Annotated in this window: 25 protein-coding genes and 1 pseudogene; 9 read left to right on the forward strand and 17 right to left on the reverse strand. The window is 67.8% G+C overall.

Features of this window, described 5'->3' with window-relative positions; all coding sequences use genetic code 11:
* Nucleotides 1-70 precede the first annotated feature (70 nt).
* The 3 genes from DMB37_RS06460 to DMB37_RS06470 are packed head-to-tail and all read right to left on the reverse strand — an operon-like array spanning nucleotide 71 to nucleotide 3,188.
* Nucleotides 71-1,363 carry an ABC transporter substrate-binding protein gene (locus DMB37_RS06460; RefSeq protein WP_240772269.1) on the reverse strand — a complete coding sequence of 431 codons (1,293 nt, stop codon included), beginning with the start codon at nucleotides 1,361-1,363 and terminating at the stop codon, nucleotides 71-73.
* A 31-nt stretch (nucleotides 1,364-1,394) separates the two neighbouring features.
* Nucleotides 1,395-2,756 (reverse strand): SPFH domain-containing protein, encoded by a 1,362-nt coding sequence (locus tag DMB37_RS06465; RefSeq protein ID WP_135231920.1) that lies wholly within the window; start codon nucleotides 2,754-2,756, stop codon nucleotides 1,395-1,397.
* Entirely contained in the window at nucleotides 2,757-3,188 is a 432-nt protein-coding gene (locus tag DMB37_RS06470; protein ID WP_135231921.1) for an NfeD family protein, read from the reverse strand. It lies immediately after the preceding gene.
* A gap of 151 nt (nucleotides 3,189-3,339) precedes the next feature.
* On the opposite strand from DMB37_RS06470, the gene DMB37_RS06475 reads away from it, so the two are divergent.
* From DMB37_RS06475 to DMB37_RS06485, 3 genes are all read left to right on the forward strand, one after another.
* Nucleotides 3,340-4,167, forward strand: coding sequence for a DUF3097 domain-containing protein (locus DMB37_RS06475; RefSeq protein ID WP_135231922.1), 828 nt, complete (start codon nucleotides 3,340-3,342; stop codon nucleotides 4,165-4,167).
* Nucleotides 4,168-4,257: 90 nt separating this feature from the next.
* Entirely contained in the window at nucleotides 4,258-5,073 is an 816-nt protein-coding gene (locus DMB37_RS06480; protein WP_135231923.1) for a hypothetical protein, read from the forward strand.
* 27 nt (nucleotides 5,074-5,100) lie between these two features.
* Nucleotides 5,101-5,850 (forward strand): trypsin-like serine protease, encoded by a 750-nt coding sequence (locus DMB37_RS06485; RefSeq protein WP_135231924.1) that lies wholly within the window; start codon nucleotides 5,101-5,103, stop codon nucleotides 5,848-5,850.
* Between the two features lie 48 nt (nucleotides 5,851-5,898).
* Here DMB37_RS06485 and DMB37_RS40935 read toward each other — a convergent pair whose 3' ends face one another.
* The 9 genes from DMB37_RS40935 to DMB37_RS06530 form a co-directional block, all read right to left on the reverse strand.
* Nucleotides 5,899-6,399: a hypothetical protein gene (locus DMB37_RS40935; protein ID WP_206055203.1), complete on the reverse strand. Its 501-nt coding sequence runs from the start codon at nucleotides 6,397-6,399 to the stop codon at nucleotides 5,899-5,901.
* Between the two features lie 70 nt (nucleotides 6,400-6,469).
* Nucleotides 6,470-7,531, reverse strand: a complete 1,062-nt coding sequence (locus DMB37_RS06495; RefSeq protein WP_135231925.1) for a ferrochelatase — start codon at nucleotides 7,529-7,531, stop codon at nucleotides 6,470-6,472.
* A gap of 17 nt (nucleotides 7,532-7,548) precedes the next feature.
* Nucleotides 7,549-8,385, reverse strand: a complete 837-nt coding sequence (inhA, locus tag DMB37_RS06500; protein WP_107657821.1) for an NADH-dependent enoyl-ACP reductase InhA — start codon at nucleotides 8,383-8,385, stop codon at nucleotides 7,549-7,551.
* A gap of 76 nt (nucleotides 8,386-8,461) precedes the next feature.
* On the reverse strand, nucleotides 8,462-9,178 hold the full coding sequence (gene fabG1 / locus DMB37_RS06505) for a 3-oxoacyl-ACP reductase FabG1 (protein WP_135231926.1): 717 nt from the start codon (nucleotides 9,176-9,178) through the stop codon (nucleotides 8,462-8,464).
* A gap of 232 nt (nucleotides 9,179-9,410) precedes the next feature.
* Complete coding sequence (locus DMB37_RS06510; RefSeq protein WP_135231927.1) at nucleotides 9,411-10,412, reverse strand: VWA domain-containing protein; 1,002 nt, start codon at nucleotides 10,410-10,412, stop codon at nucleotides 9,411-9,413.
* Complete coding sequence (locus DMB37_RS06515; RefSeq protein WP_135231928.1) at nucleotides 10,409-11,365, reverse strand: DUF58 domain-containing protein; 957 nt, start codon at nucleotides 11,363-11,365, stop codon at nucleotides 10,409-10,411. The genes DMB37_RS06510 and DMB37_RS06515 overlap by 4 nt, the downstream gene beginning before the upstream one ends.
* A gap of 26 nt (nucleotides 11,366-11,391) precedes the next feature.
* The gene (locus DMB37_RS06520; protein ID WP_135231929.1) at nucleotides 11,392-12,606 is read right to left on the reverse strand and encodes a MoxR family ATPase; all 1,215 of its coding nucleotides are present in this window, start codon (nucleotides 12,604-12,606) and stop codon (nucleotides 11,392-11,394) included.
* Between the two features lie 125 nt (nucleotides 12,607-12,731).
* The gene (locus DMB37_RS06525) at nucleotides 12,732-14,147 is read right to left on the reverse strand and encodes an NlpC/P60 family protein (protein WP_135231930.1); all 1,416 of its coding nucleotides are present in this window, start codon (nucleotides 14,145-14,147) and stop codon (nucleotides 12,732-12,734) included.
* Between the two features lie 315 nt (nucleotides 14,148-14,462).
* Complete coding sequence (locus DMB37_RS06530) at nucleotides 14,463-15,026, reverse strand: DUF6676 family protein (RefSeq protein WP_135231931.1); 564 nt, start codon at nucleotides 15,024-15,026, stop codon at nucleotides 14,463-14,465.
* A 332-nt stretch (nucleotides 15,027-15,358) separates the two neighbouring features.
* Here DMB37_RS06530 and DMB37_RS06535 point away from each other — a divergent pair, with 332 nt between their 5' ends.
* Both DMB37_RS06535 and DMB37_RS06540 read left to right on the forward strand, forming a co-directional pair.
* On the forward strand, nucleotides 15,359-18,178 hold the full coding sequence (locus tag DMB37_RS06535; protein ID WP_135231932.1) for an aconitate hydratase: 2,820 nt from the start codon (nucleotides 15,359-15,361) through the stop codon (nucleotides 18,176-18,178).
* Nucleotides 18,179-18,265: 87 nt separating this feature from the next.
* Nucleotides 18,266-18,832: a TetR/AcrR family transcriptional regulator gene (locus tag DMB37_RS06540; protein WP_107657829.1), complete on the forward strand. Its 567-nt coding sequence runs from the start codon at nucleotides 18,266-18,268 to the stop codon at nucleotides 18,830-18,832.
* Between the two features lie 96 nt (nucleotides 18,833-18,928).
* On the opposite strand, the gene DMB37_RS06545 is transcribed toward DMB37_RS06540, so the two are convergent.
* A complete protein-coding gene (locus DMB37_RS06545; protein ID WP_135231933.1) occupies nucleotides 18,929-20,431 on the reverse strand; it encodes an amidohydrolase family protein in 1,503 nt (500 codons plus the stop codon).
* A 264-nt stretch (nucleotides 20,432-20,695) separates the two neighbouring features.
* Nucleotides 20,696-21,190, reverse strand: a complete 495-nt coding sequence (locus DMB37_RS06550; protein WP_135231934.1) for a MarR family winged helix-turn-helix transcriptional regulator — start codon at nucleotides 21,188-21,190, stop codon at nucleotides 20,696-20,698.
* 173 nt (nucleotides 21,191-21,363) lie between these two features.
* On the opposite strand from DMB37_RS06550, the gene DMB37_RS06555 reads away from it, so the two are divergent.
* From DMB37_RS06555 to DMB37_RS06570, 4 genes are all read left to right on the forward strand, one after another.
* Nucleotides 21,364-21,867 (forward strand): cupin domain-containing protein, encoded by a 504-nt coding sequence (locus DMB37_RS06555; RefSeq protein ID WP_135231935.1) that lies wholly within the window; start codon nucleotides 21,364-21,366, stop codon nucleotides 21,865-21,867.
* Between the two features lie 79 nt (nucleotides 21,868-21,946).
* A complete protein-coding gene (locus tag DMB37_RS06560) occupies nucleotides 21,947-22,363 on the forward strand; it encodes a thioesterase family protein (RefSeq protein ID WP_135231936.1) in 417 nt (138 codons plus the stop codon).
* 271 nt (nucleotides 22,364-22,634) lie between these two features.
* On the forward strand, nucleotides 22,635-23,180 hold the full coding sequence (locus DMB37_RS06565) for a hypothetical protein (RefSeq protein WP_135231937.1): 546 nt from the start codon (nucleotides 22,635-22,637) through the stop codon (nucleotides 23,178-23,180).
* Nucleotides 23,181-23,191: 11 nt separating this feature from the next.
* A complete protein-coding gene (locus DMB37_RS06570; protein WP_135231938.1) occupies nucleotides 23,192-24,154 on the forward strand; it encodes a hypothetical protein in 963 nt (320 codons plus the stop codon).
* 147 nt (nucleotides 24,155-24,301) lie between these two features.
* On the opposite strand, the pseudogene DMB37_RS41880 reads toward DMB37_RS06570, so the two are convergent.
* The 3 genes and pseudogenes from DMB37_RS41880 to DMB37_RS06585 all read right to left on the reverse strand — a co-directional run.
* A pseudogene (locus tag DMB37_RS41880) lies at nucleotides 24,302-24,463 on the reverse strand (dihydrofolate reductase family protein); the annotation flags it as partial.
* On the reverse strand, nucleotides 24,418-24,753 hold the full coding sequence (locus DMB37_RS06580; RefSeq protein WP_167768761.1) for a dihydrofolate reductase family protein: 336 nt from the start codon (nucleotides 24,751-24,753) through the stop codon (nucleotides 24,418-24,420). The pseudogene DMB37_RS41880 and the gene DMB37_RS06580, both read right to left, overlap by 46 nt.
* A 114-nt stretch (nucleotides 24,754-24,867) precedes the next feature.
* Entirely contained in the window at nucleotides 24,868-25,101 is a 234-nt protein-coding gene (locus tag DMB37_RS06585) for a helix-turn-helix domain-containing protein (RefSeq protein WP_040736162.1), read from the reverse strand.
* Nucleotides 25,102-25,121: the final 20 nt, after the last annotated feature.

Genomic DNA, 25,121 nt, shown 5'->3' on the forward strand with positions numbered 1-25,121 from the left:
TCGTCGCCGCGCCACGGTGCCGCTGCCGCGTCGTCCACAGTCGCCAGCCCATCGCCACAGCGCCCCGTCATCACCGCCGCCGATCCACCGCATCGAGCGCGGCGATCGCCCGATCGGTCGCGCCATCGAGCTCTTCGATCTTCCCGTCCCCGACGGCGATCAGAAAGTCGGTCAATATGCGCCACAACCCGTTCCGCCCACCGACCGCACCGATCCGGTCGGACAGGTCGAAGGCGCTGCGGGTACTCAACGTGCGCGCCGAGGGCTCGAGGAAGCTCGAATACCGCGCGGTGGTACGCAGGTTCGGCGCGATGAACCCGTGATACTCCTCGATCCACGGCAGCGGCGCGGACGGTTCGGCGAGCGCCGCAACCACTTCCATAGCGCGCTCGGTCGCCGACTCGGTCACCACCATCACGTCGCCGCCCACGATGCGCGGCGAATTCTGTCCCGGGGCGACCGCCGGAAACGCGGCAACGCCGACCTCGTCCGCTAGACGGCGACCGGTTCGGCGCACAGCGGCGCGCACGATGGGTTCGGCGAAGTCCGGCACGACGACCATCACCGCGCGCCGATGCTCGAACACCTCGCGCACCGCGTCCGGGAACTGGCGCGTCAATGCGGCGGCGATACCGCCGGGAAACGCGTGTCGATGCCCCCACAACGCACCCAGATGACCGAATGCGGCACGCACCGCAGGACTTTCCCAGGGCCGACCATTTCCGTCGGCCGCCACCTCGTCGTAAATCCGCGGCGACTCGGCGAGCAACGCGTTCTCGAACAGGTCGGTGAGCACCCAGCCGTCCGCCGCACCGAGCGCGAGCAACCGCACCGGCGACTCGGCGAGCACTTCCATGCGGTCCAGCCAGTCCATGATGGTCCAGCCGGTCGGGTCACCGAGGCGGTACTTGTCCACCAGCCGCCGGCTGTACCAGACCATCGACTTGTCCGCCGCCTTGAACGGCACGCCATACAGTTTGCTGTTGTACTGCACCAACTGCCGCCACACGTCCGGGTAGCGCGACCCGAGCTCGTCGGACCACAGCGTTTCCGCGAGCGGCCGCAGTTTGCGCTGTTCGGCCAGCGCCCGCACCCGTCCGGCCTGCGGCAGCATCACGATGTCCGGCGCCGAGCGGCCGCCCGCGGTGAACGCCGTCTCGATGTCGTCGCCGAGCGGAACGACGTCCACCCGGCGGTCGTAGCCGAGGCGGGCGAGCACCGCCCGGAACGCCGCCAGCTCGGATCCGCTCCAGGACACCCCGATGCGGACCGCACCCGGGTTGCCGAGGAGCAGGTCCGGAGCACAGGCGGCCGCGAGTGGCGCCACGAGCGCCACGTGCAGTAGTTCCCGCCTGGTTCGCATGACCCCCCGGCCACTTATGTCGAGATACTGCCTACTTGGAGAAGTTCTCCGGCGGCTGCCACGGCCTGCCGTGCGGGTCGTCGGACCGGTAGGTCGGCGGTTGCTGTTGCTGCGGTTGTTGCTGCGGCGGTTGCTGCTGGGACTCCTGCTGCGGCGGCTGTTGCTGCGGCAACTGCTGCTGCGGTTGCTGTTGCGGAAGTTCTTCCTGCGGCGGCGGGTACGCCTTTTCCGCAGAGGACATCACCGACTGATGCGGCGACGCCTGGCGCGGCGTGACCGGCGGCGAGGCCATCAGGTCTTCCACGGGCTTGCGTGCGGTCTCTTCCGCCGCACGGACCGCTCGCTCGATGGCGGGGTCGGGTGCGGTGTCGAACCAGTCCGCGACGTCGTCGGAGTCGTCCTCCACCTTGGTCGGCTCGCCGTCGGAGGCGGGCGGCTCGTAGCGGAAGATACCGTCCTCACCCTTGGCGCCGAAGCTGGTGGCGAAGCCTTCGAGGGCCTTGCCGAAATCGCTCGGCACCAGCCACACCTTGTTGGCGTCGCCGCGCGCGACCATCGGCAACGTTTGCATGTATTGGTAGGCAAGCAGTTCCGGCGTCGGCTTGCCGTTCTTGATTGCGGCGAAGACCTTTTCGATGGCCTTGGCCTGACCCTGTGCCTGCAGGTAGGAGGCGGCCCGCTCACCCTGCGCACGCAGAATGCGGCTCTGCCGTTCACCTTCGGCCTCCAGGATCGCCGACTGCTTGGCGCCCTCGGCGGAGAGCACCTGCGCCTGCTTGGAGCCCTCAGCCATCTTGATCTGCGATTCGCGGGTGCCCTCCGCGGTGAGGATCATCGCGCGCTTCTCGCGATCGGCCTTCATCTGCTTTTCCATCGACTCCTGGATGGACGCGGGCGGGTCGATGCTCTTCAGCTCGACCCGGGCCACGCGCAGACCCCAGCGTCCGGTCGCCTCGTCCAGCACGCCGCGCAGCTGACCGTTGATCTGATCGCGGGAGGTCAGCGTCTGTTCCAGGGTCATGCCGCCGACCACGTTGCGCAGCGTGGTGACGGTGAGCTGCTCGACCGCGGCGATGTAGTTGCTGATCTCGTAGACCGCCGCCTGTGGGCTGGTGACCTGGAAATACACCACGGTGTCGATGAGCAGCGTCAGGTTGTCCTCGGTGATCACCGGCTGCGGCGGGAACGACACCACCCGCTCGCGCAGATCCACCTTGGCGCGGATGCGATCGGCGAACGGGACCAGGAAGGTCAACTGCCCCGACACCGTGCGCGAGTACCGGCCGAGCCGCTCGATCACCGCCGCTTCGGCCTGCGGTACCAGCGCGATCGACTTGAAGACCACCACCACGACCAAAAGCACGAGTACAGCGGCAACGATCAGTACAGCCATTTACGGCCCCTTCCAGACGATGGCGGTCGCGCCTTCGATCCTCATGACATACACCTTCGTACCGGGTTCGTACACCTCGGACTCGTCCATCGGCCGGGCGGTCCACACTTCCCCGCCCAGTTTCACCTGACCGGAATGCGCGGCGACCTCGTCCAGTACCAACGCCGATTTACCTTGCAGCGCATCCACGTTCGTCGGCGTCGGCGGCGGGGTGCCGAAGCGGCGGCGCAGGACCGGCCGCACCCCGAGGAACAGCACCAACGTGAGCACACCGAAGACGATGGCATCGACCACCAGCGAGGTGCCCGCGATCGCGCTGACACCCGCGGTGCCCAGCGCGGCGGTACCGAGCATGATCAGCGTCAGGTCCCCGGTGAGCATCTCCGCCGCCGCGAGCAAGATGCCCGCGACCAGCCAAATTATTGCGGCCACGCCACCACTCTAGTGCGCCGGTGATGATCACGGGCGGCACTGACACGACTACAGATCTCGGGTGAATCACGAATCGCGCACCCGTGTCGCGTGGATGTATCGGCCGCGTCGGTGTACTGAAATCGCCAGCGGCGGTGCTAGCTTCGAGCGGGTGAGCGGGCATGACAGCTACGGCGGCGACATCTTCTCCGGACATTCCCGAGCGAAGAAGCGGGTGGTCCCGCGGGTGACGGCGGAGCGCGACCTCGTCGTCGAGGACGCGGCCAGCGGATTCTGCGGCGCCGTGGTGGGTTTCGATCGCAGCTACGACGGTGAGTTCGTCAAGCTCGAGGACGCGCGCGGCGCGGTGCGGCTGTTCGCGCTGCGCGAGGCCGCGTTCCTCATCGACGGCGAGCCGGTGACGTTGATCAAACCGGCCGCCACCGCGCCGAAGCAGCCGACGCGCTCGGCCTCCGGCTCCACCAGGGTCGAGGGTCTGCGCGCCCGCGTCGCCAGGACCAGCCGGATCTGGGTGGAGGGCGTGCACGATGCCGCGCTGGTCGAGCGGGTGTGGGGGCACGATCTGCGGGTCGAAGGCGTGGTCGTGGAGCATTTGGAGGGCTTGGACAATCTCGCCGAACGACTCACCGAGTTCGAGCCGGGACCGGGCCGCCGGGTCGGGGTGCTGGTCGACCACCTGGTCACCGGGTCCAAGGAGACCCAGCTCACCACCGGGCTCGGCCCGAACGTACTGGTCACCGGTCATCCGTTCATCGATGTCTGGCAGGCGGTGCGCCCGGCGACCGTCGGGATCGACGCCTGGCCGCAGGTGCCGCGCGGCGAAGACTGGAAAACCGGCATTTGTGATCGATTGGGCTGGGGCACCCCGCAGGAGGGGTGGCGGCGGGTCTACGGCGCGGTCGAGTCGTTCCGCGACCTGGAGGCGCCGCTCATCGGGGCGGTGGAGCGCCTGATCGACTTCGTCACCGAACCGGAATAGCAGGTCCGCGCGAGTGACTCGCGTCGCTGCTCAGGAATGCCGTTCGCGGGAATGCCCGCGAATAACCGTCACCCTTTATGCTCGATAATTATGTGCTCTCCTAGTGCCACGCTGACGGTGTGGGCCGGCTCATGGCTGGCCGGCTGTAGCGCGCCCGACGACGTCCTGGAGGCCCTGCACGCGTGGGCGCCCCAGCACACCATCGCTGCGGGCGATCCGGTCACCGGTGGCCGCACCGACCTGCCGTGGTCGTCCAGGGGCAACCTGCCCGGGACCGGAATGATGGCGCTGCTCAAGGTGATTCGGGAGAGCATGGCCCAGCCCGGCGCCCAGCTGCGACTGGTGCTTCCGGTGCCGGGCGACGTGCGTGGCCTGCCCACCGGCACCGCCTTCGCCGCCGACGCGATCGAGGCGGAGGAGGGCCTGCTGATCGGGGCGCCCGGCACCGACGGCACCGGTCTCATCCCGCAGTGGACCGACGAGGACACGCTCCAGTGGTCGGTCTACAGCACGCCGATCCCGCCCGCGCCCGGCCAGGACATGTCGCTCGGCGAGGCCGAATACGCGATGCGCGAGGCGGTTCGCGACGCCGCCGACGCCCTGCTCCAGCTGCACACCACCTCGGTCGGCTCGGCCGACTCGGACCCGCGCGAACTCATCGAGGCCGAGCTGGCCGACTACTCCAGGCACGACTACCCGGACTCGATTCCGCTGCGCGCCAGGAAGATTCTCGATACCGCCGATCACGTCGCCGCCATACTCACTGTGGCGCAACGGGAACCGGCGTCCTCACCGACCTCGGCCAGCGCGATCGGCGCACAGGAGTCGCTGCTTCGCCCGCTGTGGGACGCGATCCGCGCGGCGCGGCTGGTCGCCATCCACGCGGCGGCGCGCAGCACGCCATGAACCGCCCCGCTCCGCAGGCGGTATGAGATGCACCTCCCCCGTCGCGGTGCCGCGGCCCTCGTCGCCGCGTTGCTCACCCTCGGGCTGCCCGCGGTACCGGCGTCGGCGATCGTCGGCGGCAAGGAAACCGCGGCGAGCGACTATCCATGGCTCGCGGCCGTGGGCAGCCCGCTGTTCCTGACTAGGCCGTCCGGACAGTTCTGCGGCGGTGCGCTCATCGCGCCGGATCAGCTCCTCACCGCGGCGCACTGTGTCGCACCTGCCCGTCAGGTGCCCCAAGCAATCACCGTCACCTTCGGCCGCACCGAGCTTCGCGGATCCGAGGGAGCCACGGTGCACGTCAAGGACATTCGCGTGCACCCCGACTTCTACGACTCCGATTTCGATGGCGAGACCGTTCATCACAACGATCTCGCCATCCTCACCCTCGACCGTCCTCAGCCCGGACCGGTGCTGGAAGTCGCCCTCCCCCAATCGAACTCCGGCACCATCCTCGGATGGGGCGCCACGTCCGAAGCCGACGACTCCAACACCCATCTCCGCACCGCGACCGTCCCGCTCGTGCCGGACGCGGCCTGCGCCGCGGCATACGGCACCGCGTTCGATCCGCGCGACATGCTGTGCGCCGGTTCGACCGCGGCCGATACGGGTCAATACGACAGTGGCGGGCCACTTCTCGTGGACGGCCGCCTGGTCGGGCTCACCTCGTGGGGCAAGGGTGCCGCGCGTCCCGGGTTCCCCGGTGTGTACACCAAGCTGTCCGCCGTACTGTTCTGATCGCCGGAAGCCGCTGCACGACTACGCTTTCGCCTCGCCCCACGCGGCTCAGTGCTGATACGGCTGCTGCGGCGGGTACTGCTGCTGCACCGGATACGGCTGCTGCGGCGTGTACGGCTGCTGCTGCTGCTGCTGCTGCGGATACTGCTGTCCCGGGTAGGGCTGCTGGTACTGCTGTTGCTGCCCGGGATAGGGCTGCTGTCCCTGATACTGCTGCTGCGGCGAGTACTGCTGCTGCGCGGGATATTGCTGCTGTCCGCCATACGGCTGCTGTGGCGGATACGGCTGCCCGCCGTTGCCCTGCTGCGGAAGCTGTCCCTGGCCGTTCTGGTTGTTCTTCTTACGGGCCGACAGCCAGATGATGAGTCCGATGCCGACTACCACCAGCCCGAGGCACACCAGCCCCACTACCCACGAGCCGCCCCCCTTGCCGCGGCTACCGCGGCGCCTGGCCTCACTGGTTTCCAGGGCGGCCGTCCAGACGTTCTGGTCGGACCACACCTGCGGATCCAGCAATCCGGTGTTGGTCAACATTTCGGTATAGATCATCGAATTCATTCCTTGCACCCCGCTTCGGCTTCTCCGAAGGCGAATGCATGCTATCGCAACCCGATTCGGGTTACCTTTCGACCACAACTCGGCGCTGCGGCGCACAGCAACCGACCGCACAGGGTGCGCCGTTCAGCGTGCAGCCGAAACCGGAAACCTCGCCGAGGTGCCGGGCGGCGGTGTCGTTGAGCTGCTCGTCGATCAGCTCGACGACCAGCGCGGCGAAGCGCGGATCGGTGCCGGGAGTAGCGGCGCGGGCGAAGGCCATGCCGAGTTCGGCGGCTTTCTCCTTCGCCTCGTTGTCCAGATCCCAGATAACCTCGAGATGATCGGAGACGAAGCCGACCGGACAGACGATGACCGACTCGACATTCTTGGCCGCCAGATCGTCCAGGTGATCGACGATGTCGGGCTCGAGCCACGGCACCTGCGGCGGGCCGGACCTGGACTGCCAGACCACGTCGTAATCCGTGAAACCGGTTGCGGCGGCGGCCAAGCGGGCCGCCTCGGCGACCTGACGGCTGTACAGGTGACCACCGTCGGCGGGCGGACCCGCGGCAGTATCGGCGGACAGCGGAATGGAGTGCGCGGTGAAGACCAGCCGCGCGCCGTCCCGGCGATCGGCCGGAAGTTCTTGCTGCGCAGCGCGAATGGCGTCGGCGAAGGCCTCGATCAGCAACGGGTGATCGAAGTACTGGCGCAGCTTGACCAGATCCGGGGCACCGTCACCGAAAGCGGTACGCGCCCTGACGATGTCCTCGTGGTACTGCAGGCACCCGGAGTAACCGCCCCACGCCGAGGTGGGGAACACCAGAGCGGAGCGGACACCGTCGGCGGCCATCCGCGCGACGGTGTCCTCCACCATCGGAGCCCAATTGCGATTGCCGAAATACACCGGGAGATCGATACCGGCCGTGGCCAATTCGGCCTCGACCGCCGCGATGATGTCCCGGTTGAGCGCGTTGATCGGCGAGACACCGCCGAAGTGCAGGTAGTGCTGGGCGACCTCTTCGAGACGTTCGCGCGGCACGCCCCGGCCCCGAGTGACGTTCTCCAGGAACGGCATCACGTCCTCGGGCCGTTCCGGGCCACCGAAGGACAGCAGCAGAAGTGCGTCGACAGCCCGGACCACAATGCCTCCTCGGCGGATCAGTTGATCGACATGCCTTCGGGGAACCAGGTGTTGTGGCTGGCCCCGCCGTCGACGTAGATGATCGACGCGGTCGTACCGGGCAGCCAGTCCGACAGCAGCGCGACGATCGACTTCGCGACCACCGTCGGGTCGTCGACGTCCCAGCCGATCGGCGACGCGCCGTCCCAGTACTCGTTGAGCTGGTTCAGCTTGGCCGCATCGTCGGTGGCGGTGCCCGCGATGGCCTTGGCGGCCAGCGTCTTGATCGGGCCCGCGGCGATCAGGTTCGACCGAATCTTCTTGGCGGCGCCCACTTCGCGCGCCACGTACCGGTTGACCGACTCGAGCGCGGCCTTGGCCACACCCATCCAGTTGTAGTACGGCATCGCCGTGCGCGGATCGAAGTCCATGCCGACGATCGAGCCGCGCTCGTTCATCACCGGCAGCACCGCGCGGGCCAGCGACGCGTAGCTCCAAGCCGAGATCTCGAAGGCCTTGGCCGCGTCCGGGCCGGGGCCGTCGAGGAACGGACGCGCCTCCGGACCCATCAGGGTGCGCGGCGCGAACGCGATCGAGTGCAGCACGCCGTCGATGCCCTCGGGCGCCAGCTCACGCACCTTGTCCGCCAGCTCGCCGAGGTTCTCCTCATTGGTGACGTCGAGCGGGATGGCCGGGGGGACCTCTTGCGGCAGCCGCTTGGCGATCCGGTCGATCAGCCGCAGCCGCTCCGGAATGCCGGTGATGATCACCTTCGCGCCCTGCTCCTGCGCGACGGCGGCCGCGTGGAACGCGATCGACGAGTCGGTGATGATGCCGGTGACCAGAATGGTCTTGCCTTCGAGCAGTCCGCCCATGTGTTTTCGGTTCTCCTGGAGTCGTGTGTGGATTGCTTGCGGCCGTCGAGGTTTCGCAGGCCGCGATGCCGTCAGGTCAGTGGCCCATGCCCATGCCGCCGTCGACCGGGATGATCGCGCCGGACACGTAGCGGGAGTCCTCGGAGGCCAGGAAGCTGACCACGGCCGCAACATCTTCCGGCTGGCCGAGACGCTGCAGCGGGATGAACTTTTTGGCGGTGTCCCGCAGATCCTGCGGCAGGTCTGCGGTCATATCCGTCTCGATGAAGCCGGGCGCGACGACATTCGCGGTGATGGAGCGCGAACCGAGCTCACGGGTGATCGAGCGGGCCAGACCGATGACACCGGCCTTGGACGAGGCGTAGTTGATCTGGCCGGGGCCGCCGCCGAGGCCGACCACCGAGCCGAGGAAGATCATCCGGCCCCAGCGCGCCCGCAGCATCGCCCGGTTGGCCCGCTTGGCACAACGGAACGCACCCGTCAGGTTCGCGTCGATGACCTTGGTGAACTGCTCCTCGGTCATCCGCATCAGCAGCGTGTCGTCGGTGATGCCCGCGTTGGCGACGAGCACCTCGACCGGACCCTGCTTCTCCTCGATCTCGGTGAACGCGGCATCGACCGAAGCACTGTCGGTCACATCGCATTTCACGCCGAACAACCCGTCCGGCACCCCCGATCCGCGATGGGTGACAGCCACCTTGTGACCGTCGGCGACCAAGCGTTGTGCGACTGCGAGACCGATGCCACGGTTACCGCCCGTCACCAGGACGGACCGCGGTGTGATGTTGGACATGGGCAACAACCTACCTGGTCGGATCAGACGGTTACGACCCGCCCGGCCACCGTCCCGGGCCGCACAGACGAGTGATGCCGACACCAGGAACGGTGCCGGCATCACCGGGTATCGCTGAACACACCGACCGTCGACGGATCAGGTGGTCAGCAGCTGAGGCACCACGTCGTAGTGAATCCCAGCGCGGGAGCAGCTTCGCCCGGAAGCTGCGTGCGTCAACGGAACTGAGCGCTTACGGCAGACGCTGGCGGTACAGCAGCCCGATGATCACACCTGCGGACGTGATCAGCAGCCCGAGCAGCAACCACGGCCTGCTCGCGTCGCCCCTGGTGAGCTCGAAGCCGATCTGCTGTTCGAGGGTGTCGTAGACCTTGCTCAGTTCCTGCAGGGTGGACGCGGAGTAGAACTCGCCGCCGGACAGCCGCGCGATCTCCCGCATCGCCTCGTCGTCGACCTCCACCTTCACCTTGTCGGTGCCGCCGCCTTCGCGCGGAATCTCGACGACACCCCATTTGGTGCCGTACGAGATCGTCGAGATCGGGACGTTCTTGTTCTTGGCCAGTCGTGCGGCGACGAACTCGTGCCGCGGATTGTCCATGTCCTCGTACGCGGGAACGGTCTGCTTGCCGTCCGACATCAGCACGATCCGAGCAGGCGGCGGTTCGGCGGCGCCGCCCAGCACCGAGGCGAGGGTATCGATCGCATTGAGCGCGGTGATGATGCCCTCACCGGTGGCCGTGCGCTCGGCGAGCTTCACGTTGTCGATCGCCGCCTTGACGGACTCGTGGTTGGTCGTCGGCGTCACCATCACCGAGGCGGTGCCAGCGAAGGTGATGAACCCGATGTTGAGGCCCTCCGGCAGGCCGTCGACGAACTCCTTGCCCGCCTTCTTCGCGACCTCGATCCGGCTCGGCGGCACATCGGTCGCCTCCATCGACAGCGACACGTCCATCACCAGCATGACGGTCGCCCGGTTGCGCGCCACCTTCTTCACCGCGGTCGGCCCCGCCGCCGCGATCGTCAAGAACACCAGACCGATCACCATGAGCGCGATCGGCACGTGCCGGAGCAGGCTCGGTCGCGTCGGCGCGACCTTCTCCAGCAGTTCCATGTTGCTGAACTGCAGCATGTGCTTGTGCTTGCTGCGCTGAACCAGCACATAGCCCAGCGCGATCAACGCGATAACGGCCAGAAAGCCGAGCCACAGCGATGCGGTGAAATGCGAAATACTCACTGGCGTGGCACCCGCCCGGTCGGGGCGCCGAAGCTGTGGCGCCGGGTGGACACGAACCGGACCACGTCGGCGATCCAGTCCCGGTCGGTCTGCAGGGTGAGCACGGGCGCGCCGCAACTACGCAACGCCTGCTCGACCTGGTCCCGGTGCCGCTGCGCGGCGGCCGCGAAATCGGCGCGCAGCGTGGGCGTCACGCTGAATTCGCGGGTGCGCCCGGTCTCCGGGTCGTGCAGGACGACGTCGCCGACGTCGGGCAGCGAGAGATCGCGCGGGTCGAGCACCTCCACCGCGAGCAGGTCGTGGCGCGCCGAGATGGCGCGCAGCGATCGCTGCCAGTCGATGTCACCGAGGAAGTCGCTGATGATGACCGCCAGTCCGCGCTTGCGCTGCGGACGGCGCAGCGATTCGATGCCGCCGCGCAGATCACCGCGCACGCCGTCGCGGGCGTGCGGGGTGGTCGCGATGCTGCGCAGCAGCGATTGGGCGTGCACCCGTCCGCTGCGCGCGGGCACTCGCACCAGTTCCTCGCCGGTCGCGACGACGGCGCCGATCCGGTTGCCACCGCCGCTGGTGAGGTGGGTGATGGCGGCCGCGGCGGCGATCGCCAGGTCGCGCTTCTGGCAGTACGCGGTACCGAAGTCCAGGCTGGCCGAGAGGTCGACGACCATCCAGGTTTCCAGCTCCCGGTCGGCGATGGTCTGGCGCACGTGCGGATGGGTGGTGCGGGCGGTGACCGACCAATCCATCTGCCGCACATCGTCACCCGGCTGATACGTGCGTGCCTCGCCCGGCTCGGAGCCGGGGCCGGGGATCAGGCCGAGGTGGTCGCCGTGCAGCACGCCGTCGAGTCTGCGGCGCACCGTGAGCTCGAGCGTTTTCAGCGCCGCGGCCAGCCGCGGATCGGTCAGCTCGCCCGCGTGGAACGAAGGCGGAGCGTGCGGAGACCTAGGCACTGCTGAAGACGGTTCCGGCGCCGCGGTCACTTGTTCTGAACGTTGCCGGCGGGCTGGGACTGCTGCCCGTTCGGCGGCTGCGGCACGGGCTGCGGGACGCTCTGCTGCTGCGGATGCTGAGCGGGCTGCGGCGCGTTCTGCTGCGAAACCTGTTGCGGCGCACCGATGGCGGGCGCGGCGGGGGCACCGGGTGCGACGGCCTGCGGGGCGACCTGCGGCATGCCGACGGTCTGCAGCACCCGCTTGATCACTTCCTCCGGGCTGATCTCATCGGCCAGCGCGTCGTAGGACAGCACGAGGCGGTGCCGCAGCACGTCCGGGATCACCTCGACCACATCCTGGGGCACCACGTAGTCGCGGCCGCGGATCAACGCGACGGCGCGGGCCGCGGCGATGATGCCGAGGCTGGCGCGCGGGGAGGCGCCGTAGGCGATCCAGCTGGCCACGTCCTGCATGCCGAAGTCGGCGGGCTTGCGGGTCGCGGCGATCACCCGGACCACGTAGTCGACCAGCGCGTGATGCACGAAGGTGTTGGCCGCGACCTGCTGCAGCCGGACGACCTCCTCCGGGGCCAGGATGCGCGTCGCCTCCGGCGGGGTGACACCCATCCGATAGATGATCTCGCGCTCCTCCTCGACCGAGGGGTAGTCGACGACGACCTTGAACAGGAAGCGGTCGCGCTGCGCCTCGGGCAGCGGGTACACGCCCTCGCTCTCGATCGGGTTCTGCGTCGCCATCACCAGGAACGGGTTCGGCATCGGGTAGGTCTTGCCGCCGATCGAGACGTGCCGCTCGGCCATCACCTCGAGCAGCGCCGACTGCACCTTCGCGGGCGCGCGGTTGATCTCGTCGGCGAGCACGAAGTTCGCCACGACCGGGCCGAGCTCGGTGTCGAATTCCTCGCGGCCCTGCCGGTAGATACGGGTACCGATGAGGTCGGTGGGCACCAGGTCCGGGGTGAACTGCACCCGGGAGAACGAGCCACCGACCACCTTGGCGAAGGTCTCCACAGCCAGCGTCTTCGCGATGCCGGGCACACCTTCGAGCAGCACGTGACCACGCGCGAGCACGCCGACGAGCAGCCGTTCGACCAACCGATCCTGGCCGACGATTACTCGCTTGACCTCATATATCGCCTTCTCCAGCGTCTGGACGTCACGCTCCAGGGTGCTCGGCTGGGACGCAGGCGCATCTTTCGCCAAATTCGCCCCGCTCACACCGTCTGTCGAAGTCACCAACATCCCCGCTTTCGCCTTGGTCCTGTGCGTGCTGCCACAACTATTCCAGGTAATGGCCGTATGTGCCGCAACCGGACCCGACATGAAGGGAATTCAAAGCTTTCGATGTCCGATTCACCGCAACTGCGTCAGCTGACGATACGCACCGCGTACGGCATGATCCCACCTTCGCGGACCGACGTCACCCGGACGACGGACCCGGATTCCGGCGCCTCGATCATCTGCCCGTCCCCGAGATACAGCGCGACGTGCTGGCTGCCGTTGGGGCCCCAGAACAGCATGTCACCGCGGGCCCGCTGGTCCACCGGGACCCGGGTGCCCATGTTGTATTGGTAGCCGCTGTAGTGCGGCAGCGAAACCCCGATTCCGGCAAAGGCATAGATCATCAGACCGGAGCAGTCGAAGCCGACCTTGTTGTAGTCGCCGTGGCTGTCGGCGACGCCGCCGTCGCGGATGCCGAGGGTCGGACCGTCCTCGTCGCCGCCGCCCCAGGCGTAGATGACGCCGAGCTGGGACATGGCGCGGTCGACCACCGTCTCGATCGCCGCGGAGCCGCCGATGGACGGCAGGCTCGGACGCGGGGTGCTCTGACGCGGTCGCGGTGCATTCTCGAGCTGGGTGTGCGGGCGTTTCCCCTCGCCGAGTTGTCCGGCGCGCCCCTGGGCGTTCTGGTCGGCGGCGGCGCGGGCCGCGGCGGCCGCGGCGGCGGCACGCACGGCGGCTTCCTCGGCCCTGCGCTGTTGGTCCCAAGTCAGATAGGCCTCGCGCTGGCCTTCCAGTCCGGCCACGTGCTGGCGCGCGAAGTCCAAGCGGCCCTGCGCATCCTGGCGCTGGCGCAATAGGTTGTCGCGCTGCACGGTCTGCTGGTCCAGCGCGGCCTTGGCGGCGGCGACGGCGTGCTCGGCGTCGATCTTGGCCTGCTCGGCGGCTGCGGCGGCCGCGTCGGCCGCCGACTTCGCTTGGCGCGCACTGGAATTCTTGTTGCCCTGGTCGATCTGGGCGCGGCGTAGGCCGTCGAGCACCTGCTGCTGGTTCTTCGAGACCAGGGCTAGTAGTTGGGCTTGGTCCAGGGCGGCGGCCGGAGTGGCCGCGGCTAGGTAGACGACCATCGACTCGGCGGCCGGACGGGTATAGGCCTGGGCGGCGAACTGGTCGAAGTTGCGCCGAGCCGCGCCGACTCGTGTTCCGGCATCTGCCAATTCACGCTCGGTCTGCACGACGAAGGCGGCGGCCGCATCGGCGGCGTCGCGCGCGTTCTGCAGATCGACGAGGGCCTTGTTCACCTCTTCGCGCTTGCGGGCGACCTCACCGTCGAGCTGTTGCAGCTGCTGGTCGACCACCGCGACCTGATTGATCAGCGCACCGACCTCGGTCACGCCCGCGTCGACTTGTGCTCCGGCATCGGCGATCTCGCCGTCACTCGGGTTCGGCGGGGCGGGTGGCACCGCGACCGCGGGACCGGCCAGTAGCAGGGCGGTGGTCATCAGCAACCCCAGAGCGATCCCCAATGGACGCCGATAGGCCACCCCGCGGTGATTGCGCATCGCACCTCCCAAGGACCCGACTCCGGCAACGCTCGTGAGCATCGACCGGACCAGCGGCCCCGTGCCCGCACACTCGCAAGCGCTCTAACACGGGCGATGGTCGGCAGATAACCCCTGACAACCCTTCTTCCCCATCAGCAACTACACGACCGTACGACACTTCCGTCACCAAAGGAACTCCAGCCACAGAATGTCAGGCGGGTAATTTTTCCTTTGCCTGGAATTAGCCGGATATGGCAAAGGTTTCCAGCCGGTAGAACATACCGGTCGTCAGGGAAAGTAGCTGGTTCGAAACCGGCTATGCGGTAGGGGCCCCTAGCGCGGGTCGGCGCCGGAAACGTCCGTCGGCGTGGCGGGTTCGCCACGCCGACGCGACTTCACGAAATAGAGCCCGGCCACGACGGCAGCGGTGCCGACGAGCAACACACCGGTGATCGCGGTATACGACACGCTCTCCGGCTGCTCCAGCTTGTCCACGAAAAGCCGTGCGGCTTCGGCAGAGTGCGCGCCGCCCTTGAACTTCGCGGTGTCCTCGGCCCACTCCAGGCGGACCCGGGAGATGGTGTCGCTGTAGGTGCCCACCCAGTCGTCGCTCAGCACCACCACGGTGCCGTGCTGGGTCTTGCCGACCTCGGTGGCCAGGTCCCGTAGGCTCGAATCGTGGCCTGGATTACCGGGAACGACCACGATACTCAGCGCGATGCCGTCCGCCCGCGCGTCGGCGGCGACCGCGGCCAACTCCGTCTGATCCTTGCCGTCCACCGTGGCGACGTGGTTGTCGGCCAGATCGGCATTGATGGTGGTGACGGTGTCCTCGGTGATATTCGGCGGCAGGCCGGCGGCCATGGGTGTGAAAACCGAGGTGTGCGAGACGGTCATCTTCCATCCGGTCTGTCGAGCCGCATCGGCATCCGAAGCGACGTGCATCCAACACTGCAAGGTGAGCTCAACGCCACCCGGCTGGCTCCGAAAGCACAGTACGCGACGGAGAGTCGGAGCACGCGCACACGGCACGCGACGCGCCCCGGCGTGGATCGCTGTGGGCGGTGGCGCCCGGTACCCCAGCCGCCCCCGTGCGCCTCACAGGACAAGCGTACTGTTAAGGTCGTAGCGCGAGGAACCGGCGCCCTCCGGCGCTGGAGCACCTGCAAAGACTCGGTCGCCGGCACAGCCCCGCCGACGACCAACCCTCACAGACGAGTGGAGCTGACGTGACGACAAGTATCGATACTTTCGGCGCCAAGGGCACCCTCGAGGTCGGAAGCAACTCCTACGAGATCTTCCGCCTCTCCGCCGTGCCCGGCACCGAGAAACTCCCCTACGCACTCAAGGTCCTCGCGGAGAACCTGCTCCGTACCGAGGACGGCGCGAACATCACCGCCGATCACATTCGCGCCATCGCGGACTGGGATCCGTCGGCCGAGCCCAGCATCGAGATCCAGTTCACCCCGGCCCGCGTGATCATGCAGGACTTCACCGGCGTGCCCTGCATCGTCGACCTCGCCACCATGCGCGAGGCCGTGGCCACCCTCGGCGGCGACCCGAACAAGGTCAACCCGCTCGCGCCCGCCGAGATGGTCATCGACCACTCGGTGATCATCGACGTGTTCGGCCGCGCCGACGCGCTCGAGCGCAACGTCGACATCGAATACTCCCGCAACCGTGAGCGTTACCAGTTCCTGCGCTGGGGCCAGGGCGCGTTCGACGACTTCAAGGTCGTCCCCCCGGGCACCGGCATCGTGCACCAGGTCAACATCGAGCACCTGGCCCGCACCGTCATGGTCCGCAACGGCCAGGCCTACCCGGACACCTGCGTCGGCACCGACTCGCACACCACGATGGTCAACGGCCTCGGCGTATTGGGTTGGGGCGTCGGCGGTATCGAGGCCGAGGCGGCCATGCTCGGCCAGCCCGTCTCCATGCTGATCCCGCGCGTCGTCGGCTTCAAGCTGACCGGTGAGATCAAGCCCGGCGTCACCGCCACCGACGTGGTGCTCACCGTCACCGACATGCTGCGCAAGCACGGCGTCGTCGGCAAGTTCGTCGAGTTCTACGGCAAGGGCGTCGCCGAGGTGCCGCTGGCCAACCGCGCCACCCTCGGCAACATGAGCCCCGAATTCGGTTCCACCGCAGCGATCTTCCCGATCGACGAGGTGACCATCGACTACCTGCGCCTGACCGGCCGCACCGACGACCAGCTCGCGCTGGTCGAGGCGTACGCCAAGGAACAGGGCATGTGGCACGACGCCGAGCACGAGCCGGTGTACTCGGAGTACATGGAGCTCGACCTGGGCGACGTGGTGCCCTCCATCGCGGGCCCGAAGCGTCCGCAGGACCGAATCCTGTTGTCGGAGTCCAAGACCGCGTTCCGCAAGGACATCCACAACTACACCAGCGACGCGGAGGGCAGCCCCGCCGCCGCCACCCCGCACACGCACCTGGACGAGGCCATCGAGGAGTCCTTCCCGGCCAGCGATCCGGCCGTGCTGTCCTTCGCCGACGACGACGCGGTGCTGGTCCCGTCCGCCGCGAACGGCGCCGTCGGCAGGCCGAGCAAGCCGGTCAAGGTGTCCTCGGAGGAGTACGGCGACTTCGTGCTCGACCACGGCGCCGTGGTGGTCGCCTCGATCACCTCCTGCACCAACACCTCCAACCCGTCGGTCATGCTCGGCGCCGCGCTGCTCGCGCGCAACGCCGTCGAGAAGGGCCTGACCTCCAAGCCGTGGGTCAAGACCTCCATGGCGCCGGGTTCGCAGGTCGTCAACGACTACTACAACAAGGCGGGCCTGTGGCCCTACCTGGAGAAGCTCGGCTTCTTCCTGGTCGGCTACGGCTGCGCCACCTGCATCGGCAACACCGGCCCGCTGCCGGAGGCCGTGTCGAAGGCGATCAACGACCACGACCTGTCGGTGACCGCGGTGCTCTCGGGCAACCGCAACTTCGAAGGCCGCATCTCCCCCGACGTGAAGATGAACTACCTGGCCTCCCCGCCGCTGGTCATCGCCTACGCGCTCGCCGGAACGATGGACTTCGACTTCGAGACCGACCCGCTGGGTCAGGACTCCGACGGCAACGATGTCTTCCTGAAGGACATCTGGCCTTCGCCGAAGGAGATCGAGGAGACCATCGGCTCCGCGATCAGCCAGGACATGTTCATCAAGTCCTACGCCGACGTGTTCAAGGGCGACGAGCGCTGGCGCGGGCTGGAGACCCCCGAGGGCAAGACCTTCGACTGGGATCCGCAGTCCACCTACGTGCGCAAGCCCCCGTACTTCGACGGCATGCCGCAGAACCCGGAGCCGGTCACCGACATCAAGGGCGCGCGAGTGCTTGCCTACCTGGGCGATTCGGTCACCACCGACCACATCTCCCCCGCGGGCAACATCAAGCCGGGCACCCCGGCCGCGCAGTACCTGGAGTCCAACGGCGTCGAGCGCAAGGACTACAACTCCTACGGCTCGCGTCGCGGTAACCACGAGGTGATGATCCGCGGCACCTTCGCCAACATCCGGCTGCGCAACCAGCTCCTCGACGACGTCTCGGGCGGTTACACCCGCGACTTCACCCAGGACGGCGGCCCGCAGGCCTTCATCTACGACGCCTCGCAGAACTACCAGGCCGCGGGCATCCCGCTGGTCGTGCTCGGCGGCAAGGAGTACGGCTCGGGTTCCTCGCGCGACTGGGCGGCCAAGGGCACCTCGCTGCTCGGCGTGAAGGCCGTCATCACCGAGTCCTTCGAGCGCATCCACCGCTCGAACCTCATCGGCATGGGCGTCATCCCGCTGCAGTTCCCGGCCGGTGAGTCGGCCGCGTCGCTGAAGCTGGACGGCACCGAGACCTTCGACATCGAGGGCATCACCAAGCTGAACGAGGGTGCGACTCCGAAGACCCTGAAGGTCACCGCCACCAAGGAGAACGGTGAAAAGATCACCTTCGACGCGGTGGTGCGGATCGACACCCCCGGTGAGGCCGATTACTACCGCAACGGCGGCATCCTGCAGTACGTGCTGCGCAACATGATTCGCGGCTGATCACGCACTCGCCGTTAGTCGAGAGTCCGCGCACCGCGTTTTCGCGGTGCGCGGACTTCTCACACCTCTTGGAGGAGCACGTCCGCTATGCCCAAAGTCAGTGATGATCACCTCGCCGCCCGGCGCAGCCAGATTCTCGACGGGGCGCGGCGATGCTTTGCCGAATACGGGTACGAGGGCGCCACGGTGCGCCGCCTCGAAGAAGAGATCGGCCTGTCCCGCGGCGCGATCTTCCACCACTTCCGGGACAAGGACGCACTGTTCCTCGCGCTGGCGCAGGAAGACGCCGAGCGGATGGCCGACGTGGCGGCCAACCAGGGCATCGTCGGCGTCATGCGCGACATGCTCGCCCACCCCGAGCAATTCAATTGGCTCGGCACCCGCTTGGAGATCGCGCGCCGCTTGCGCACCGATCCCGAATTCCGCGCAGGCTGGTCGCAGCGCTCGGCCGAACTGACCGCGGCGACGCTGGCCCGGCTGGAGCGCCGCAAAGCAGCGGGCGCCCTACGCGACGACGTCCCCACCGATGTGCTGCTCGGTTACCTCGACCTGGTGCTGGACGGCCTCATCGCCCGCATCGCTTCCGGGCACACGAACGAAAACCTCACTGCGGTACTGGATCTCGTCGAAGCGTCGGTGCGGCGACGGGACTGAGCGCCGTCTGCGGACGGCGGCGAATGCGCAACCACGCCGATGCCACTGCGTCGAAGTCCGGACATCCGGGGGCTGGATGGGGCTTCGACACAGGGCCTAGCCGCAACACGAGCCGAATCCCAGACCACCGGTCGGCAGCGCCGGATACTCGAACTGCGCGGCCGCCTCGACCTCGCGCAGAATGCGTTGCCGGTCTGCCGGATCCAGATATCGGCCCCGGCAGACCACCGCGTGGATCCGCCGGGTATTGCCGATTGAGGCGAGTGGATCACTGTCCAGGACAACAAGATCCGCGTGCTTGCCCACCTCGACGGTGCCACTGACCGCGTCCAGTCCGGCACATCGTGCGGCGTTACGGGTGGCGGCCTGCAACGCCTGCATCGGCGACAGCCCAGCCCGCACCAGCAGTTGCAACTCCTCGTGCAGCGAAAACCCCGGGAACACAAAGGGATTACCCGCGTCGGTGCCCGCGACGATGCCAACACCCGCGGCGTTCATCGCGCCGAGCAGTTCGAGCCGCGAGTCGAAGTTGCGTCGCAGCATGGTGACCTGCGCGGCGTCGGGCTCGGGACCGGTCCGTTGCTGCCAGAACAGCCGCAGGAACTCAGGCAGGTAGCGCAACCGATCGTCGTCCGGACGCCCGGGCGCCACGCCGGTCGCCAAGCGTTCCAGGACAACCAAGGTCGGCGATTGCCAGGCGCCGCGCCGGATCATCAGATCGAACAGCGCCGCGGCGACCTCGGGACTGTGCGTGTCGGCCGCCGCGCGTTCCATCCGGACCCGCCCCACTCGCTGCGTCTCCGGATCCACCGACCCTGCATCGATTTCCGCGTACAACTCCGCCGTTCGGGACGAGGTGGACAGCAACATGCCGTACAGGTGCTCGATGGTGTGCTGCCCGAGCTCGACGGCCTCGGCCACCGGGATGCGATGCGGCACATGACCGGCGAAAGGCAGGCCGACCCTGCGTGACTCGTCCGCGATGGCGGTGAAGGTCTCGCGGGTCAGCAGCGAGTAGACCTTCACGAAGTCGGCGCCCTCCTGCTTGCTCCGCCGGACGGCCGCCCGCGCTTCGTCCTCGGTCGACACCACCGTCGAGCCGGGCCAGATGCCGGGCGGCCCGTCGATGATACTGCTCGCCAGGACGATTCGCGGGCCGAGCACCGCGCCCTGTTCGATACGCCGCCGCAGGTCGTGGATCTCGGGGAAGCCCCACATCTCCCGGATACCGGTGACGCCGTGCACGACGTGCAGTGGCGGAAAGGTGTGCTCCACCTGCGCCATATGGGTGTGCATGTCCCACAGGCCGGGGATGACGAATTTGCCCGCCAGATCCACCGTCCGCACGGCGGGCAGCCCCGGCAGGTCCGGATACCGGCCGACGGCGAGGATCCGGTCCCCGGCGAGCACGATCGTCGTGTCCGGCCGCGGCGGCGACCCGGTGCCATCGATCACGGTCGCTCCGGAAAGCACCGTGAGGGGTGCCGATTCGCCGGGGTCCGCGCTCGCTGCGGGCTGGGCCAGCAGTCCGCTCGCCACCGCCCCTACCGCACCTCGGGCCAGCCAAGACAGAAATTCCGCGCGATCCATTTCCGGCATCACCGCGTCCACCTTCCGGTGTGTGTTCGCTCCAGCCGACCGCGCAGGCGGATCAGCCGCTCACGCAAAGACTAACGACTCGAAGGCAGAACAGTAGACGAAAACCTTTGTCGCGGGGCATCTTTGACTCGCCGCCGTGGTTGGTGTAGTCGTGGGCGTCCGGTCGCCACCGGGCAGGTGGCCGGAGTGCGTGCCGCGCGGCCGTGCGGTGCGACAGCCGGTGAGCCAGCGACGGCGGTGGCGGAGCGGTCGAGGTTCGGGCGACTACTCCCCCGGCTCCAGACTGCCGAGCAGCGCGCGAGCGATGCGGTCGAGCTCGCGGCGGTCGTGCGCGGAAAGCACCGACAGCATGCGGGTTTCGTTCTCGGTATGGGCGGTGACGACCCTGTCGACGAGCTTGCGGCCGTCGGCGGTCAGTGCGACGCGCACGGCGCGGCGGTCGGCGGGGTCGGCGATGCGGCGGACCAGGCCCGCGGCTTCGAGCCGGTCGAGGCGGCCGGTCATGCCCGCCCGGGAGAGCATCAGCGTGTCGGCGAGCACGGACGGGTTGAGTTCGAACGGTGCGCCGGAACGGCGCAGCGCGGCGAGCACGTCGAATTCGCCGCGCTGCAAGCCGTGCGCGGTGAAGACCTCTTCGATCACCCGTTGCGCCACGACGAGCAGCCTGCCGAGGCGGCCGACGATTGCCATGGCCTCGAGTTCGAGGTCGGGTCGTTCACGCCGCCACTGCGCGACGATCACATCGACGGGGTCGTCCATCGCGTCACGGCCTTTGCCGGTCGCGACCTTCCGAGCAGAGGCCGGCGCGGTCTCGTGCGCGTCACCCATGCGCGTGCGAATTCAGTTGTCGCGTCTCCACCATGGACGGGATTCTATTCGCTGATATATAGTTCGGTAACGAATTATCAAGCAACGAACTACCTGGAGATCCGATGAGCGCCACCACACCCCGTACCGACGTCGCCATCCGCCAGCCCCAAGAGGCCGAGGCACTGAGCACCGGCGCGGTCACCGTGCGGCTCCTCCTCGACTCCGCCGACACCGACGGCACGCTGAGCACCCTCGAAGTCACCATGCAGCCGGGCGCCGACGGCGCAGCACCGCACTACCACACCAGCTCCGACGAGCTGTTCTACGTCGCGGACGGCGAACTGCAACTGCTGGCCGGCGACCGGATCGTCACGGTCGGCGCGGGCGGCTCGATCGTGGTGCCGAAGTTCATGCCGCACGCCTTCGGCGCCACGCCCGACAGCTCGGCGCGCATCATGATCGCGCTGCTACCCGGCGTGCAGCGCTTCGAGTACTTCCGGCTGTTGGACCGCATCGCCAAGGGCGAATCCACCCTCGCCGATCTCGCCGCCGCGCAGGAGGAATTCGACAACCACTTCGTCGACGCGCCGAACTGGCGGGCCGAGCGCAACGCCAACCGCCGCTGAGCGTCGTGCACAATCCGACTGTGACCAACCCGTCGATGCAGGTCGGAACAACACCGGCCGCACAGGAGGTTCGCAGGAGATGACCTTTTCCGTCCCGATCGTCGTCCGCGGTTACGAACTCGACACCCAAGGCCACCTGAACCAGGCCGTCTACCTGCAATACGCCGAGCACGCCCGCTGGGAACTGATGCGGGCGGCGGGCGCACCGCAGGAAAAGCTCGTCGCCAGCGGCGTCGGACCGGTCGTGCTGGAAAACACCATCAAATATCTGCGGGAGCTGCGCGGCGGCGACGAGGTCACCGTTTCGGTCGACTTCGAATGGCTGACCGGCAAGACGTTTGTCTTCCGGCACGAGATCCGCAAACTCGACGGCACCGTCGCAGCCGAGATATCGACGATTACCGGCCTGCTCGACCTCACCACCCGTAAGCTCGTCGCCGCGCCGGGCGAACGCTTCGCGGAGCTGGCCGAGCGGCCCGACCTGCTCGGACTTTGAATCGGCAAGTGCGGATGCACAGCCGCCAACCCTGAGCAATATACGGCTCAATTTTTCCATCCGGAAATAGCTCGCCGGTTGCGCTTGAACCATGTCCGGAGCACCGAAAATCTTTCGGTGCTAGTGCATCCGGGTCCGAAATTCGGTTTGCCACCGGCCGTGAAATCTCTCGAACCGATCCGATCCGGCCGAGCTGCGCGTTATGATCCAAGTCACGCTCGGGGGTCGTGGCAAATCGCGAGCAGATCGGATTCAGATCGGAGAATGAGCTATGACCGACGCACTCCGCCTTCCCGGAACCGCGCCGAAGAGTGACCGCGTTGCTCCGCTGCGGGGTGTGCTGGTCGCGGAGTCGGAACGAGATATCACCCTGCGGGTGCCCGAGGGAACGTGGACTTTCCGTCGGTCCGACGTCGTGCGCGTGCTCGATTCGCCGCTGACCGACGGACTGTCCTGCGTGCCCGACGGCATCACGACATTGCCCGACGGCACCGCACCCCGGACCGGCAGAGTCAGCGCGGCCGGCGAGGTCGGTGCCGTGCGCGTCGGCCGCCAGGTGGTGGTGGACGTCCGCGCCGGTGCGACCGCCGATTTCACCCGCAAGATGCGCATCGATCTGGTCGATCGGCCGATGGCCATTCCGGAGACGCCCTCCCCGGCGCGCGGCGACGAAGAATTGCGTCAGCTCACCGAGCGTTGGGCCGAGCGCCTGAACATCGCCGACCTCACCGGCGCGCACGGCGCCACCTACACCTACTGTCAGACCAAGTCGTTCGCGACCAGCGACGACGGCATCAACTGCGACAGTCTCGACTGAGCGGTGCGCGCATGACGGCACGCCGGGCGAGCTCGGTCCTCATAGTGTCGGAATCCGACGATCTGCACGCCACCGCCATGGCGGCGACGCTGCGAGAGCATCACGCGCTCAGCGCGATTCACCTCGACCTGCGCGACTTCCCGCGCGAGTCGGGCAGTTTCCGGCTGGATCGGCTCGGCACCGCACGCTCGCTCTCGCATCTCATCGGACTCGACGACGTGCGCTCGGTCTGGTGGCGCCGCCCGCATCCGTGCCAGGTGCCCGGCGGGGTCCGCGCCACCGACGACGAGTTCCGCCAGGCCGAATGCGACAGCTTCATCCAGGGCATGCTCTGGTCCATTCCGGCCAACTGGATCAACGACCCCGGCGCCGACCGCACCGCGGCCCGCAAGATCGTGCAGTTGGAGACGGCGCTGCGGGCCGGGTTCGCGGTGCCGGAGACGCTGATCACCAACGATCCGGACGAGGCCCGCAGTTTCGCCGAATCCCGGCCCGGCCCAGTCGTTTACAAGCGCACCGGGACCAGCCGCGCCGAGTTCGCGGAGACCAGGATCATCACCGAGGCCGACTACGGCAGGCTCGCGAGCATCCGCGCCGCGCCGACCACCTTCCAGGATTACATCGACGCCGAATGCGATCTGCGGGTCGTCTGGGTGGACGGTGTCGAATGGACGGTGCGCATCGACTCGCAGGCCGGCGTCGGCCGGGTCGACTCCCGCCTGGACACCTCGGTCGATTTCGTGCCCGAGCATCTGCCCGCGTCGGTGAGTAAATCGCTCGCCACGCTGATGGGTGCGCTCGGATTGTCCTTCGGCGTCTTGGACATTCGGCTCGGCCTCGACGGCGAGTACTACTTCCTCGAGGTCAACCCGCAGGGCCAGTTCGCGTACCTGGAGATCAAGACCGGCCTGCCCATTTTCCGCAGCCTCGCCAACCTGCTCGTCGACGGCGACGGCTCGGTCAGCGGCTACTGACGGCGAAGGTCGCGGCATCGCGAAGCGATTCGATGAGGGGCGGTGGTCGGGCGACGGGTGGGCATGCAGCACCACACCCGAGGTGGCGAACGGAACCACGTCCGCCAGCTGTAGCCGCTGTGCAGGTATCTCATCGAACAGCCGTTGGCCTGCGCCGAGCAGCACCGGAAACACCAGCAGCCGAAGCTCATCCACCGCGTCGAGGCGCAGGAACTCCTGCGCGGCACCGGCGAACACGACGAGTGGCTTACCCGGCGCGCCCTTCAGCTCGGCGATCTCGGCGGCGAGATCCGGCGCGCGGGCTGCCACGGCAGGTCCGGGTCCGGCTCGGTGGACAGCACGATCTTCGGCAGCGCGTTGACCAGTGGTGCCAGCAGCGCGTCGCCCGGCGTGGCCGGATCCTGTTGCGCGCCCGGCCAATACTGGGCGAGCAGCGCGTAGGAGGCGTGGCCGAAGATCTGGGCGTCCACCGCACCGAGCAGCTCGGCGAGGTACGCGTCCAGCTCGGGGTCGTCGACCTCGATCCAGTCCAGCGCACCGTCCGGGCCGGCGGCGTAGCCGTCCAGCGTCACCATCATCTGCAGCAGTATCGTCCGCACCCCGAGGCTCCTTTCGAGAGGTGTGGCCTCGATGGTGCAGACGGTCCGGGCAAACGAACTCATCGGTTCGGTCGAAAAAGATACCGCCCGAACCGGTTTCGAGTGCTGCGGACGCTACTGGCTCTTACGGCGGTTCGCACCGCCGCGGCTGCGGAGCTGCACATGCGACTCCACCAGCACATTGTGGATGAAGCCGTAGGAGCGACCGGTCGCTCGCGCCAGCGAGCGAATGCTCGCCCCTGCCTCGTACTGCTTCTTCAACTGGGTCTGTAGGCGGTCCCGGGACTTCCCCGTGACGCGTGTTCCCTTACCCAGGGTGGCTTTGACTTGCGTTGGCCTGTCGCTCATGGCTTCCTCCGAGTCGCCGA

Source organism: Nocardia sp. CS682 (genome assembly GCF_004634405.1).
In the GTDB taxonomy this organism is placed as follows: Bacteria; Actinomycetota; Actinomycetes; order Mycobacteriales; family Mycobacteriaceae; genus Nocardia; species Nocardia ninae.